Source organism: Bacillus sp. FJAT-29814 (assembly GCF_001510715.1).
Taxonomy (GTDB): Bacteria; Bacillota; Bacilli; order Bacillales; family Cytobacillaceae; genus Neobacillus.
Window position 1 is genome coordinate 830,831 of sequence record NZ_LMTJ01000005.1, and the last position, 13,866, is coordinate 844,696.

General features: G+C 39.7%; 17 protein-coding genes and 1 riboswitch. Of the genes, 11 read left to right on the forward strand and 6 right to left on the reverse strand.

Features of this window, described 5'->3' with window-relative positions:
• Positions 1 to 56: 56 nt before the first annotated feature.
• Positions 57 to 247: riboswitch (Lysine riboswitch) on the reverse strand.
• A 185-nt stretch (positions 248 to 432) separates the two neighbouring features.
• Both AR334_RS16575 and AR334_RS16580 read left to right on the forward strand, forming a co-directional pair.
• Positions 433 to 1,248 (forward strand): YitT family protein, encoded by an 816-nt coding sequence (locus tag AR334_RS16575; protein ID WP_066313657.1) that lies wholly within the window; start codon positions 433 to 435, stop codon positions 1,246 to 1,248.
• A gap of 195 nt (positions 1,249 to 1,443) precedes the next feature.
• On the forward strand, positions 1,444 to 2,412 hold the full coding sequence (locus tag AR334_RS16580) for a multidrug resistance efflux transporter family protein (protein WP_066313659.1): 969 nt from the start codon (positions 1,444 to 1,446) through the stop codon (positions 2,410 to 2,412).
• 69 nt (positions 2,413 to 2,481) lie between these two features.
• Here AR334_RS16580 and AR334_RS16585 read toward each other — a convergent pair whose 3' ends face one another.
• Genes AR334_RS16585 through AR334_RS16595 form a run of 3 tightly spaced genes read right to left on the reverse strand, consistent with a single transcriptional unit; the run spans position 2,482 to position 3,827 of the window.
• Positions 2,482 to 3,342 (reverse strand): DUF421 domain-containing protein, encoded by an 861-nt coding sequence (locus AR334_RS16585; protein WP_066313662.1) that lies wholly within the window; start codon positions 3,340 to 3,342, stop codon positions 2,482 to 2,484.
• A gap of 16 nt (positions 3,343 to 3,358) precedes the next feature.
• The gene (locus AR334_RS16590; RefSeq protein WP_066313665.1) at positions 3,359 to 3,565 is read right to left on the reverse strand and encodes a DUF1657 domain-containing protein; all 207 of its coding nucleotides are present in this window, start codon (positions 3,563 to 3,565) and stop codon (positions 3,359 to 3,361) included.
• A 58-nt stretch (positions 3,566 to 3,623) separates the two neighbouring features.
• A complete protein-coding gene (locus AR334_RS16595; protein WP_066313673.1) occupies positions 3,624 to 3,827 on the reverse strand; it encodes a DUF1657 domain-containing protein in 204 nt (67 codons plus the stop codon).
• 171 nt (positions 3,828 to 3,998) lie between these two features.
• Here AR334_RS16595 and AR334_RS16600 point away from each other — a divergent pair, with 171 nt between their 5' ends.
• The 4 genes from AR334_RS16600 (at position 3,999) to AR334_RS16610 (ending at position 6,992) form a co-directional block, all read left to right on the forward strand.
• The gene (locus AR334_RS16600) at positions 3,999 to 4,337 is read left to right on the forward strand and encodes a YmaF family protein (protein WP_066313677.1); all 339 of its coding nucleotides are present in this window, start codon (positions 3,999 to 4,001) and stop codon (positions 4,335 to 4,337) included.
• Between the two features lie 110 nt (positions 4,338 to 4,447).
• The gene (locus AR334_RS16605; protein WP_066313678.1) at positions 4,448 to 5,053 is read left to right on the forward strand and encodes a hypothetical protein; all 606 of its coding nucleotides are present in this window, start codon (positions 4,448 to 4,450) and stop codon (positions 5,051 to 5,053) included.
• Between the two features lie 743 nt (positions 5,054 to 5,796).
• Entirely contained in the window at positions 5,797 to 5,955 is a 159-nt protein-coding gene (locus AR334_RS29965; RefSeq protein ID WP_172799230.1) for a hypothetical protein, read from the forward strand.
• 110 nt (positions 5,956 to 6,065) lie between these two features.
• Positions 6,066 to 6,992, forward strand: a complete 927-nt coding sequence (locus AR334_RS16610; protein ID WP_066313682.1) for a YitT family protein — start codon at positions 6,066 to 6,068, stop codon at positions 6,990 to 6,992.
• A 237-nt stretch (positions 6,993 to 7,229) separates the two neighbouring features.
• Here the strand turns inward: AR334_RS16610 and AR334_RS16615 are convergent, their stop codons facing one another.
• Entirely contained in the window at positions 7,230 to 7,481 is a 252-nt protein-coding gene (locus tag AR334_RS16615) for a sigma-G-dependent sporulation-specific acid-soluble spore protein CsgA (RefSeq protein ID WP_066313684.1), read from the reverse strand.
• 134 nt (positions 7,482 to 7,615) lie between these two features.
• Positions 7,616 to 8,326 (reverse strand): class I SAM-dependent methyltransferase, encoded by a 711-nt coding sequence (locus tag AR334_RS16620; RefSeq protein WP_066313688.1) that lies wholly within the window; start codon positions 8,324 to 8,326, stop codon positions 7,616 to 7,618.
• 240 nt (positions 8,327 to 8,566) lie between these two features.
• Here AR334_RS16620 and AR334_RS16625 point away from each other — a divergent pair, with 240 nt between their 5' ends.
• A complete protein-coding gene (locus AR334_RS16625) occupies positions 8,567 to 8,878 on the forward strand; it encodes a hypothetical protein (RefSeq protein ID WP_066313692.1) in 312 nt (103 codons plus the stop codon).
• Positions 8,879 to 8,906: 28 nt separating this feature from the next.
• Here AR334_RS16625 and AR334_RS16630 read toward each other — a convergent pair whose 3' ends face one another.
• Positions 8,907 to 9,788 (reverse strand): VanW family protein, encoded by an 882-nt coding sequence (locus AR334_RS16630; protein WP_066313694.1) that lies wholly within the window; start codon positions 9,786 to 9,788, stop codon positions 8,907 to 8,909.
• Positions 9,789 to 9,970: 182 nt separating this feature from the next.
• On the opposite strand from AR334_RS16630, the gene AR334_RS16635 reads away from it, so the two are divergent.
• The 4 genes from AR334_RS16635 to AR334_RS16650 all read left to right on the forward strand — a co-directional run bounded on the left by AR334_RS16635 (position 9,971) and on the right by AR334_RS16650 (position 13,779).
• On the forward strand, positions 9,971 to 10,537 hold the full coding sequence (locus AR334_RS16635) for a helix-turn-helix domain-containing protein (RefSeq protein WP_066313698.1): 567 nt from the start codon (positions 9,971 to 9,973) through the stop codon (positions 10,535 to 10,537).
• On the forward strand, positions 10,524 to 11,498 hold the full coding sequence (locus tag AR334_RS16640) for an alpha/beta hydrolase (protein ID WP_066313699.1): 975 nt from the start codon (positions 10,524 to 10,526) through the stop codon (positions 11,496 to 11,498). Before AR334_RS16635 ends, AR334_RS16640 begins: the two co-directional genes overlap by 14 nt.
• A 132-nt stretch (positions 11,499 to 11,630) precedes the next feature.
• Entirely contained in the window at positions 11,631 to 11,840 is a 210-nt protein-coding gene (locus AR334_RS16645; protein ID WP_066313701.1) for a hypothetical protein, read from the forward strand.
• Between the two features lie 328 nt (positions 11,841 to 12,168).
• Positions 12,169 to 13,779 carry a long-chain fatty acid--CoA ligase gene (locus tag AR334_RS16650; protein ID WP_066313705.1) on the forward strand — a complete coding sequence of 537 codons (1,611 nt, stop codon included), beginning with the start codon at positions 12,169 to 12,171 and terminating at the stop codon, positions 13,777 to 13,779.
• The last annotated feature ends 87 nt before the right edge of the window (positions 13,780 to 13,866 follow it).

Consider the following 13,866-nt stretch of genomic DNA (forward strand, 5'->3'; position numbering starts at 1 on the left):
AAAAAATGCCACCGAAAAGCATTCGATGGCATGATTAATACCCCGCATCATACCTTCCGAAAGATAGCTCAACATGGTTGGCTGGTAAGGCCAAACATGACAGTTCTGTTCCTATTCGGAGACAGCCCCAACATACTTTTTCAGAGACACTAAGCATGTTTCGGCAATTTTTCCTTTCAAACGGAGTCATTAATGTCTCTGCATCTCGTCCGCCTTACTCATAAAAACCGCGACCTCTACCTCATCGGTTTGATGAGGATTATGTTATTTAGTTAATACATTACTAAAGTATAAATGTTATCCTGCGAAAGTCAATGGAAAAATTTGCAGATAATTAATTATTATTGTAATAAACTATCTAATTTACATCATTCATGAGAATCTGTATTATTTTTAAAAGAGTGATTTACAGGTGGGCAGGAGGAGACAGAGTTGCAGTTTTTTGGATTAATAATCGGCTCCCTCATTGTTGTGATTGGGTTTAACCTATTTCTTATTCCGCATGAAGTTTTAAGCAGCGGTTTGAGCGGGATTTCGATGTTAATCGGAATGATTACCCCGATTAATACAGGATTGGCTAATTTTTTACTAAATTTCCCGTTACTGATTATTGGTTATAAAATTCTTGGAAAAAAATTTATTATGAATTCGATTGTCTCAGTCATAATAATTTCGTTTGGTTTATATATCGTTCCTGTTATTCCAATTGCCAATGATATGATTTTATCTTCAATCTTTGGCGGGGCATTAACCGGCTTGGGGGTTGGCATTGTTTTTCGCTGCTCCGGCTCCACTGGCGGCTTCGATATTATTGGGATGATTGTTTCCAGAAAGAAGGACTTTCCAATTGGGGTGCTGCTTTCCGGAATGAATGCTGTGGTGATTGTCATTAGCGGGTTTTTATTTAATTGGGATTCAGCCCTTTATACACTGGTTTCCATTTTCGTAACTGGTAAAGTGGTGGATGCAATTTATACGGACCATGCCAAATTAACGATCATGATTATCACCGAGAAAGGCCAGGAGATGAGGGAGCATTTACTGACAAATTTGTATCGTGGCCTCACGATTATGGATGGTGTCGGCGGCTATTCAAACATGAATCGAAATATCCTTATTACGGTTATATCTAGATACGAATTGAATGAGGTCAAGAATCTCATCACCGAAGTGGATCCGGCCGCATTTGTCAATATTACCGAAACAATTGAAGTGATGGGGCTGTTTCATCGGCCAAGTCTGAAATAATAAGCAAAAAATAACCCCAGTCTTGGGGTTATTTTTGTTTCAAACATAAAGGTTCCCACGTTTCCAACGACAAAATACTTTATGGGTCCAATAAAAGGATTATTCTCAAAAAAGTTATTAACAAATAATTCAGAAATCTGTTATAATTTTGGGTATCGAAAAATGTTCAATAAGAGGGAAAAAGGGGACTTATTCATGCGGCCAATTATTTTAGGCATCTTTGCGGCGTTCTTTTTTGCGTTTACTTTTATATTAAACCGCTCTATGGATTTGGCTGGCGGAAGCTGGATTTGGAGTGCGTCATTGCGATATATTTTCATGATTCCTTTCCTGCTGATCATCGTGATAGCGAGGAGAAACCTGAAATCCCTATTGGTTGAGATGAAGAATTATCCAGGACAGTGGGTCTTATGGAGTTTTGTTGGATTTGGCCTATTTTATGCGCCTCTTTGTTTTTCAGCGGCATATGCACCGGGATGGCTGATTGCCGCTACCTGGCAGGTTACGATTATTTCTGGTTCCCTGCTGGCGCCGCTCTTTTACGAAACGGTCATGACGAAATCAGGGCCGATTTCGGTAAGAGGAAAAATCCCGATTAAAGGATTGGGCATGTCCTTAATTATTCTTCTCGGAATTATCCTTATGCAATTGCAGCAAGCCGGTAATCTTTCAACGATGGCATTAATACTCGGCATTGCACCTGTTGTGATTGCTTCTTTTGCCTACCCACTGGGGAATCGGAAAATGATGGATCTTTGCGGGGGAAGGCTGGATGTTTTTCAAAGGGTGCTGGGTATGACATTGGCCAGCATGCCATTATGGATTTTGTTATCTTTATATGGCCTGCTATCGGATGGTTTGCCAAGCGTTGATCAGACATTTCAATCTGGATTAGTGGCAATTTCCTCCGGTGTCATCGCAACGATCTTGTTTTTTCAGGCTACCGACCTTGTCCGTGGCAATATGCAAAAGTTGGCCGCGGTAGAAGCTACGCAATCGATGGAAGTCTTGTTCGCACTGTTGGGAGAAGTATGGCTTTTACATACAGAGTTGCCGGGCCTAATATCATGGACTGGCATCCTATTGGTCATGGGCGGAATGGTGCTGCATAGTTATATTACGAATAAAAAGCCAATGCCAAGCGGCAAAAAAGTGAGTGCATAATAATATCAAAAATAAAAAATCCTTATCCAGCAAATCAGTTGGTAAGGATTTTTTTCTTTGCCAAGATTGTCAGCTATTTAGGTAAGGAGAAAGGTTTTCAATAGTGTCCTGTAGAAGGTCCGCATTTTTCTTATACATGGCTTTGGATTTTTCGCATTCGGTGGAGAGAGCAAAAATCTCTAGATCTGCCTGGGTTTTCTTCAGGGTTGCTAGCAAAAGCGGTCGTTGCTGAGGGGCGGGAACCTGAATTTTATCATCGTACAGGTCAATAGTCAGTTCACCATAAGAATCGACCTGGCCCATGAATACATTGTCAATAATGGCTCCTAACTTTTCCAATTCGGTGTAAAGCCAGCCCCGACCTTTACCGGATGCCCGCAACCCCTCTTCAATAATATTTCCGTCCATTATGACGGTCTGTGGTTCCTTTTCATTTGGCATTTTCATTTCCAAATCCTTTGGGGTTAGCGGCCGGTTTTCTTTTTTCAATAAGGCGGTTATATTACCGCGTGGTTCCAATAGCGCGAATTCAACGTCCGCTACTTTGAAAATGTCTTTTTGTCTTAGTAAGGCCGATAATTCGTCAATCGTGTAACGTTCCTTTTTTAAATTATCCTCCAATATTTTCCCGTCTTTTATGATGACGGTTCCTTTTCCTTCAATCGCATCACGGAAATACTTGCTTTTTAAAGATAAAACGTCAACCAGGATGGTAACGATTCCGAAAAGAATAATCGCCCCTGCCCCTTGGAGATAATTTTTTTCCAATCCGGTAATCGCCTCACCGGCAATGCTCCCAATGGTAATACCGGAGACATACTCAAAGAAGGATAGCTGTGAAATTTGCTTTTTCCCAATTAATTTGGTTGTAAGAAATAAGACAATTAAAAAAATAATGGAACGATAGAAGACTTCGATAAATCCATCCATATGATTTCACCTCAGCTTATGAGCCTTTGTATTGCGGTTCCAAACGCTCAAGTTCCAATACGCGATATTGGAGATCCTTTTTGACATTTCCGATGGAAACACACGCATCATGAAAGGCCGATTGTGCATCTTTTTCAAGGGAATTCAGTGCCAGGCTGGAAAGCTGAGCTTCGATGTTCTTTATCGTAGCCAGACACTGTTTAACATTGGACGCAACTGTCATCTTACTCCTCCTTGTTATGAAAATGAAAAGAGGGTTGGCAGGACTGCCAACCTATTCGTTACTGATTATATTGGGGTTCCTCTCCAATAATTTCCTGCATCCGAGGTTCAATGCTGTCAATTATTGTTTGTGTTTGTTGCGCTGCATTTTGATAAAGCTGTTTTGCGTTTTTGTTTTCCGTCTGGAGAGCAAAGGTTTCAAAACTGGCCTGTGCTGCTTTTAACCCTGCAATGGTTTGTTTAACTTGTGATCCAACTGTCATATGGTTTTACCTTCTTTCGAAATATGGTGTGACATAAATAGTATGTCTTTTAAGTTTTGGCGTATGTATTAGTATTTAATTGTTTAGACTGAAATTTTTTCCAATTGTAAGGGGAAAAATTTCTTCTTACAAGCATATAGTTGAACTATGACGGATTACGAGGTGGTTAAAATGAGTAAAATCGGTAAAGATGATTTTGTCCAAGGCTTTGTGCCTCATCATAATCATGGGTCGGTTGATTACACTGGCATGAGCGTAGGCCACGTTCATCAGTGTCTGGATGTCACTTCGCCGCCAATACCCACCCAGGATGGCGGACATATTCACTATACAGAAGGTTTTGTTTTATATGAGGATGGACACACCCACCATTACCGTGCCTATTCAGGACCTGCCATTCCTGTAGGGAACGGCATGCATGTACACTACTATGACTTCTATACTTCTGAGGATGATGGGCATAACCACCATGTTAAAGGCGTAGACCATCCGGCACCGGGAACCAAATAAGCAATAAGACCAATCTTTTTAGGTTGGTTTTACTTTTCGAAAATTTCGAATTATTAAAGAGGAACTCTGTTAATTTCAGGTATAATAAAAGATACAGGGGGGTATATTTTTTGTTTGCGTTAAAGAGAAAGGAGGCCAGAGAGGAGGATTCAGTAAAACTCGTGGCTTATACCATTATTTTGTACATAAGCAGCTTCTTTGTTCCATTTATCGTCGTGGCATCCTATCAGAGTATGGTATATTATTCCCGCTCGCAATGGTTCTTTGCCACTCCATTTTCGGCATATGTTGCCTTTATGGGCGGAATGCTTTATATTGCAGTTCTGTTGACGGTTTATTTGATTTTAAAACAGAAATTGGAAGGCGCCAAGTTGAAATTGGTTATTGGCGTTTTTGCTGTCCTAAGTATTCCTGTATTTTTATTAAGCTTAACCAATTATTACTACGTAGATGAGCAGGGGATCCATTACAATCAATTAATCAGCTTTCAGGAAGCAGAATATAAATGGGAAAAAATTGATACTATTAATGTCATCTATCGGAATCAGCAAGGCACCACCAGCTATTACCAATACAAATTTGAATTAGCTGATGGCAGTACGGTCACACTGCCATATAACGAAAAGTTTAATGAAAACAGGCGGCGGATTAACGCAAAAATTGAACAGTATCAAATTAAAGAAAAAGATAATTTTGAAAATCCGATTATGGATTGATTTGTAGAGTCTTCGTTTAACGTGGAAGGTTTTTTTCTTTAAAGTTCACAAATATGACAAAAATATTCCGTTTATTCTCAATTTTCAGTGCTATAATAAAACTGTAAAGAAAATATAGCAATTAACATCTTAGGAGGCTCAACCATACGTGTTCGTTCCGTTTGTGAACGAATAGTTAGGTTATTCCTACTCATTTTCAAGGTGGAGCGATGAAAACTTTGAAACAAGAGTAAATCCTTAACCAACCTTTTTTAAGTACACTCAATGGAAACAAAGAGTCAATTAAAAAGGACTGTATTAGTGAAAAACCTAATACAGTAACTGGAAAGCATTTACATGGTGCGGACTATCAATCGATAGAAAGTAACAATTTCTTAATTCAAAGCTTTTATTGCCAAGAGACCATAAAAATGACGGAATAAAGAGTTTCCCTCGGTACAAAACCGATCAATATGTTTCTTTTTAGGAATTTGAATTCCATTTAACATGAGAATTAATTCCTTCAACGGAACAAACACACATCGGCTGAAATTTAAGGATTCCCAATTAGCTTGCAAAATAACTAATCGGAAATTTTTAATGAAATCACTTTGGCTGGTGTCATGGTTGGGTCTCCTAAGATGTTTAATTATTAAGGAGCTGCTTCTAAATAGAGGTAGCTTCTTTTTGCTTGGGAAAGAATGAATTGCCTGCATATAAACCTAATTGAGATGAGAAAATAGTGTGGAAAGGAGTTGTTCGTTATGTACAAGAAAAATGACAAAATGAAAACCGAACCAACACTTGCTCCGGGAATGGATGAGCAGGAGGAACTAGAGCAAAGTGCCACAGATACTGAAATAGCCAATAATGAGTATACACGAGTCGTCACTCTTTCATACGATGAGGTCGACCCCAGCTGAAACTGCCTCACTTAGGCAGTTTTTTTATGAAATGGAGCAAAAATAATATACAATAGAGGGCATTTTTCGTTATTCTATATGTAGAAGGCCAAAATGAAAGGGGCAAGATAATGGCAGAAGTTCAGAAAATAAACCTTAATGAACAACCTGAAACAGTTGCAGCAGCCATGGCAAAGATTCAGCATCGAAAATTGACAAAGAAAAAGGTTTTACAGCGGATTCTTTTGATTACAATTGGGGCCACTCTTATGGGAGTAGGTCTTGAGATCTTCCTCGTTCCAAATAAGGTTATTGACGGCGGAATAACCGGTATCTCGATTATCCTTTCGTATCTTACCGGATTAAACCTTGGAATTTTTCTATTCATTTTAAACATCCCATTTTTCTTTATTGGCTATAAACAAATAGGAAAAACCTTTGCATTATCCACGCTTTATGGAATTATAGTGCTTTCCATCACTACTACTTTACTTCATCCGGTTCCGGCTTTTACACAAGATATCCTTTTGGCCACCATTTTTGGCGGGGTTGTCCTCGGCATTGGGGTCGGGATTGTCATACGCTACGGGGGATCGTTGGACGGGACAGAAATATTGGCGATTCTTTTTAATAAGAAACTCCCATTTTCAGTTGGAGAAATAATCATGTTTTTTAACCTTTTTATCTTAGGGAGCGCCGGTTTTGTTTTCTCTTGGGATCGGGCTATGTACTCATTGATTGCTTATTTTGTCGCCTATAAAACCATTGATATCACCATAACTGGTCTAGATGAGTCAAAGTCGGTTTGGATTATTAGCGATCATGCGATGGAAGTTGGGGATGCCATCATGAACCGCCTTGGACGTGGAGTAACTTATCTGCATGGGGAAGGTGCTTTCTCCGGGGATGATAAAAAAGTGATTTTTTGTGTCATTAATCGCCTTGAGGAGGCGAAATTGAAGGAAATTGTTACCGAATATGACCAAAATGCCTTTTTGGCAGTTGCAGATATTGCTGAAGTTCGCGGGGGGAGATTTAAGAAAAGGGATATCCATTAAGCAGAAAAATAGTTTTTTGAGGAGTATCGCTGAAATAGGGTGTTGTCGTTTTCTGGAAATTCTATCAAAAGCAATAAGTTTTTTGTAATATCTGCAAATAATGTGTCACTTATTGTTGGAAGACTCTGTTAATTTTACGCGTCATTTGTCGTACTATGCGCTTGCCGCGGAAATAATTTTATAGAAAATGTTGATTTCCTAAAAAAGATGGCGGATTTTCCGGCCATCTTTTAATGCTCAAATGAGAAGTTCATAAACTTCGTTTAATTGATATGCCCGTTTTTCGTCTTGTTCCTGTTGAGCATACCGAATCTCTTCGGGAAGGATATTATTCAGGAACTCCATTTCGTTCCCATTCAAATCACGGACAAACGCCCCCTCCGACTGATAGCTGCCTTTGGACAGTTTTTGGAATAATTGTTTTCCCATCGTGTGATCGTCTGTATAATTTGACAATATTTCTTTTAAGTACCCCAAGGTTTGATCCATACTTCCATCCATCCTTTCTCGTATTTAGTTTTCAACGAGATTTTTATAATATACCCTTATTCCCTGTGTTTTTAAAGTAAAACCTCAATAAAAAAGCCTTTTTTCCAGTAACGGAAAGAAGGCTTTTGAAATAGCTATTTTGTACAGGTTATGATTCGGTGGCTCAGAATATCATGGTATTTGACCAGCATGTTCCCATGTTGATTTAAAATTCCGAATAACTCTGGTTCAAAATTCACCGAAAAATTAAATTCCTGTTCCGTGTTGCCATTTACCAGGTCAACCTGCGCTGTAGTCAGTTCAATATTAGAGAATCCTGTTTCTGTAAGCAGATTTCTCCAATCCGATTCTAATAGCAAAGAATCAATATTATAGAATTTCGTTATTTCCAATTCTTCTTTTGCACTTAGCTTGGTATTGATAGTCATTTCGTTTGCAATAAAGCGGCCGCCTTTTTTTAAAACACGGTAAAATTCTTTGAGAGCCATTGGTTTGTTTACAAACGCTAAAACCGACTCAGATAAAACAAAATCGAACGAATTATCTTCGATTGGGATATTTTCTACGGAGCCTTGAATTAATTGGATCGGAAGTTGATACTTTTGAAAACGGCTTTTTGCCTTTTCAATCATGATTGAATTGATTTCCAATCCGGTAACCCTAGCTCCAAATTGCTCATACAAGTATGCAGCAGTTTGCCCAGTGCCACAGCCTGCATCCAAAATTTTGCTAATATTCGTTATATTTTCTTGTGTCAATATATATTTGGTCAACGTAATACCACCGGGATGGGCTCCGCCAATGCCAAATTTGGCCAAAAAGTCAATATAAGATAAGCCGCCCATAGACACCATCCTCATTCTTTTTTTGCATCTTATGTTAGTGAGTGGAGATACGTTCACTTTTAGCGGATTTTTTTTATTAGTGCCTTTATTGGGCCGTAAAAATATGATGTCAACCGATGAGTTTCCCATAAACTTACAAACTATGTACTCTTTCCATATCATATTTGCAGGAAAAATGAGCAAATTAAGCAAATGGAAGGGTACCATGTACTTTCCAATTATGCGAAAGGAGTGGATCACATGAATATGCTTCGAAATCTCCCTTTTCTCCGTATGTTTTTGCCAAAACGCAGGAGTAATGGGACTCTGTGGGCTTCACTAATCGGATTGGGCTTGGGTGCCGCAGTTATAGGCCTTACTAGGGGAAACCGCAAGGATATTGCACTTCCCGTTACCAATGCGCTTAAGAATATGACACCTAAAATGAATTTTCAAGGAATGAACGAAATAGTAAAAAATATGGCACCTAATCTTAACTTGGATCGAATGGATAACGCGGCTTTGACGGAGTTTTCAGAAGAGCTGTTAGAAAGTGCGCTAAATAAAGAATAGCAAAAAAGTCCGCTGCGAAGCGGACTTTTTAATATGGAAGGGTTGGAATGTTTTTTGGTCTATAATTAATGCTGTCAGAAGAATATATTTTAATGACCAATATGCCGCCCAATGTTCTTGCCCGGATTAACACAGGCTGATTATATATATTTTTAAATCCAAAATCGGGGCCGTACCAACTTACAGTTGCATCCCTTCCCGGCGGAATGTATGGGACCTTCTTACTGTGAGAGAACCGTTCAACAATCTCTAACCCAGCGCTGTCAACCGCATTGAAAAGGGTGGAAGATACCTGGCAAATTCCTCCGCCAATATCCTCGGCATATTCTCCCCTGACAATTACTTTAGCAATCAAATAACCGCGTGCCTTGGTTCGTTTGCCAACGACCTGGTTAAATGAAAAAGTCTCTCCAGGAAACACAACATAATTATTGATCGCTTCTGCAGCAATTTTAATATTGGTGGAGCGATTTTTATTACTCGGATTAAACGATGTTACATACCGCCCAATCCGCATGGTACTAATTTCACTAAGCAGCTCGCTATCAACCTTGGGGTAGACCGTAGACATCGGAACTTCCAAACTGGCTGGCCGCCGATTAATGTAAAATGCATATATTTGCTCTGTCAGGACATCACGGTTGATTTTATAGCCAACCTGCTCCGGCATGATATTTCCATGTTGGTCTAAACGGGCATTTACCGGCAAAATTGAAACTTTTTTATCTAGCTGATCGAGAAACTTTGCATAATTTTTCGTGTTCATGATTGGCAGGTCTGTATTTGGATAAAAAAAATCCATTCGATTGATTTTGGTTATGGTTGTCCCATCCCTCGTAATCGATAAGCTGTCGGATGGATGAACAGGCGAAGCCATCAGTAAAATACTTATAATAACCGATATAAACATATCCCGGTAACCTCCTCATTTTAATATCGGTATAAAAATTCCATTTCATGTAGTGAAAAGGGATGAATTTTTTAGGAAACATTTGAAAAAATAATAAATAGGTGAAATAAGACTTTACAAAAGTCTACTTTTATATTATTATCATTATTGATAATGATAATAATTGACAGGAGCTAATAATTATGAAGGAATCTAAAGTCGATGTCATTTTACATCCGGTAAGAATGAGAATTATCCAAAACTTAATTAACCAACAGCTAACTTCGCAGCAATTAAAGGAGATGCTTCCTGATATCCCGCAGGCATCTCTGTATAGAAATATAAAAAAATTGGTTGAATCCGAAGTGATTCATGTTGTAGATGAAATTCCCATCCGCGGAACAGTGGAGAAGGTTTATTCCGTCCATGACCCAAATCTTCTCACAATTAGTCCCGATGAAATGAATAAAATGTCCAAGGAAGAACATATGGGATTTTTTATTAAATTTATTGCTAATCTAATGGGAGAATATGAACGTTATTTAAGCAAGGAGCAAATCGATTTACTGGCCGATGGGGTCAGCTTTCGGCAAACGTCCCTATTCCTAACTGACGAGGAATTGGTTGAATTTATTAATGATTTGAGGATGGTATATGCCAAAGCAGCACAAAACAAGCCGGAAAAAGGCCGAAGAAAAAGAACGGTGGCAACAATTATGATTCCTGAGGAAAAAAATGACGCGGGGGAGAAGGAAAATGAAAGCAAATGAAAATGAGGTTGAAATTATCAGTAAAGTGAAATTAAAAGGGACATTATCCCTGCCGGAAATCCGAGGTGAAAAAAGTCCTGCCATTCTCATTATCCCAGGGTCAGGAAAAATCGATCGAAACGGAAAGGTCAATGAAAAACTCCATTTAAAACTATACGCACAGTTGGCTGAATACTTAACATCGCTTGGGTTTATTAATCTTCGCTATGATAAACGGGGTGCAGGGGAGATTGAAGGGGATTTCTTGTTAGCCGGATTGTGGGATTTTGTTGAAGATGCGAGGGCTGCGGTCCAATTCTTAAAAAACCTTCCGGAAGTGGACCCGGATCAAGTAATCGTGTTGGGGCACAGTGAAGGTGGGGCAATTGGAACAGCAGTTGCCGCAAGAGAAGAGCTAGGCGGGCTGATTTTACTGGCGGGAGCGGTCGAAAAATTAAGTGAAGCCTTAAAACGACAGAGGGATATTGCGGTTCAGGACATTCTTGCTGCCAAGGGCTTCCAGGGGGGATTACTACGGTTGTTGGGAGTGCACAAAAAGGTGGAACCGCAAGCTCAAAAGCATCTAGAAAAAGTGCTAAATTCCACAGATGATGTCATTAAAACCGGATTGGTGAAAACCAATGCCAAGTGGTTCCGTGAGCATTTTACTTATGACCCTAAGGATGATTTGGTCAAGATTAGTTGCCCAGTGCTTGCGATTACAGGCGCATTGGATATTCAGGCGAATCCAGAAGTTCTAAAGGAACTACCACAGTATGTTAAAGGGAATGCAGATTATTACGTCATTCAAAATATGGGACATTCCTGTAAATTCATAACTCAACCATCAACTATGTTTAGCGTGAAAAAGGATTTACCGGCCGAAGCCAATTTACCCCTGCATCCTGAGTTTAAAAAACGACTCGGGGATTGGCTGCATAACCATTTCATTCTCCAACGTTCAACAAAACAATTGATTTAAAGACAGTAAATAAGAGTGCTAGTTTAGTACTCTTATTTTTTTGTTAGGAATGTGAAAAATATGTAGAAATATGCTATATTAGCAATAGATAACAAATAACTAGTAAATTGCTAGCAGGAAGCTAACAGTCAAATGGGAGTGTTTTGTTTGGAACATAATGAGAGGATCCAGTTAAATGTAAGGATTTCAAAGGAAACAGCAGAAAAACTTGACCAAATTGTCGAGTATTATCAGCAGGGCCTGAAACTAGGGAGAATCTATAAAGGTGATGTCCTAACGGATATTATAGAAAAGTCCTTTGATTTGATGAACAAGCAGAAAAAAATGAACAGAAGATATTAAAACGGCTGGGATTAAAAACATCTCAGCTTATTTTTTGTTGCGATAAGCCATAAAATAATTTAGAATTTTTAGAAAAGAGTTTGAATTACACTATATGAAATTGTATAATGGTAATTATTACATACTAACCGGTTAGTATCGCAAAAAGACATTAGGGCACCGGTTACCAAATATCAAACTAATGTAAGCGTGTACAAACGCGATAGATTAATAGACGAGGGGGAATGGAACAAACTGAAGATTACTAGGAAGATCTCCCATATTAATGGCAGCGGCTTACCAATTAAGTCCGGATTAGTAATATATTTTACTATTGGAGGGAAAAGGCATGACAGAAAAAGCATGGCTGGCGAAGTATCCAGAAAGGATAAAAAAAGAAGTTGATATTCCGAATATTCCATTGCAGCAAATCCTTAGAGAAACAACGGAGACATTTCCGGATAACAATGCCCTCTCTTTTTACGGAAGAAAAATGAGTTATCAGGAATTATATAAGCTCTCACTCGCATTTACCTCTGCTTTGCAGCAAAACGGAGTCCAAAAAGGGGACCGGGTGGCCATGATGCTTCCTAACTGTCCGCAATATGTCATCGCTTATTACGGGGTCCTTCAGGCGGGTGCCATTGTTACTCAGCTAAGCCCGATGCTGGTTGAGCGGGAACTTGAATATATCTTAAAGGACTCGGGTGCTGAAACCATCGTCGTTTTTGACGCAATTTACCCAAGGGCGAAGGCGGTTCAAGCCTTAACAAATGTGAAAAATGTAATCGTTGTCAGCCTGCAGCCATCTGGGCAGGATTTTACCCCTGACCGAAGCTTTGAGGCCTTCCTGCGCGAAGGAAACGGAAATGTCGTTCCAGTCGAATTTGAACCGGAGCACGATGTTGCTGTTCTTCAATATACTGGAGGCACAACAGGACGTTCAAAAGGCGCGATGTTGACCCATCGTAATATTTTGGCAAACGTGATCCAATCATATGAATTTTTTAGCGGTGAGTTTGAAATAGGCAAGGAACGGGCACTGACAGTCATTCCGTTATTCCATGTCTTCGGGATGACTTCTGGAATGAACCTGTCCATTTATACGGGTGCTGAAAACATCCTGCTCCCGCGTTTTGATTTGGAGGAAGTATTAAATACAATCAAACAGGAACAGCCTACCACCTTCCCTGGAGTTCCGACTATGTATGTGGCACTAACCAACCATCCGCGCGCAGAGGAGTATGGATTAAATTCCATCCGTATTTGCAACAGCGGCAGTGCACCGATGCCTGTTGAATTGATGCGCGAGTTCGAAGGAAAAACAGGAGCGAAAATTTTGGAGGGGTACGGTTTATCCGAGGCATCCCCTACCACACATTGCAACCCGCCGTTTGCGGATAGAAAACCTGGCAGTGTCGGAATTGGCATGCCATCCACCGAGTATAAGATTGTCGACTTGGCTACTGGAACGGAGGAAGTCCCTGTTGGCGAACTTGGGGAAGTGATCATTAAAGGACCGCAAATTATGAAGGGCTATTGGAACATGCCGGAGGAAACCGCCAATACGTTAAGGGATGGCTGGTTATACACAGGTGATATTGCTAAAGTCGACGAAGACGGGTATTTATATATCGTCGACCGAAAAAAAGATATGATCATAGCCAGCGGTTTCAATGTTTATCCGCGTGATGTGGAAGAGGTATTATATGAACATCCTTCCGTTCAAGAAGCAGTGGTAATCGGTGTTCCAGACCCTTATCGCGGAGAGGACATAAAGGCGGTCATTGTCCTAAAAGCAGGCAAAACGGCCACGGCAGAGGAGATGATCAAATATTGCAGAGAAAATATGTCTGCATATAAAGTCCCACGCATTATTGAGTTTCGCAGCGAGCTGCCAAAAACGGGTGTCGGAAAAATTCTTCGTCGGGCACTTAGAGAAGAATCGGTAAAAAAATAGACCAGAAGTAAAAAGAATCCCTGAAAGTTTCACTTATTGGATACTAAGTAGCGAAAATTATATGGTATAATGTCCACTAGACATTTT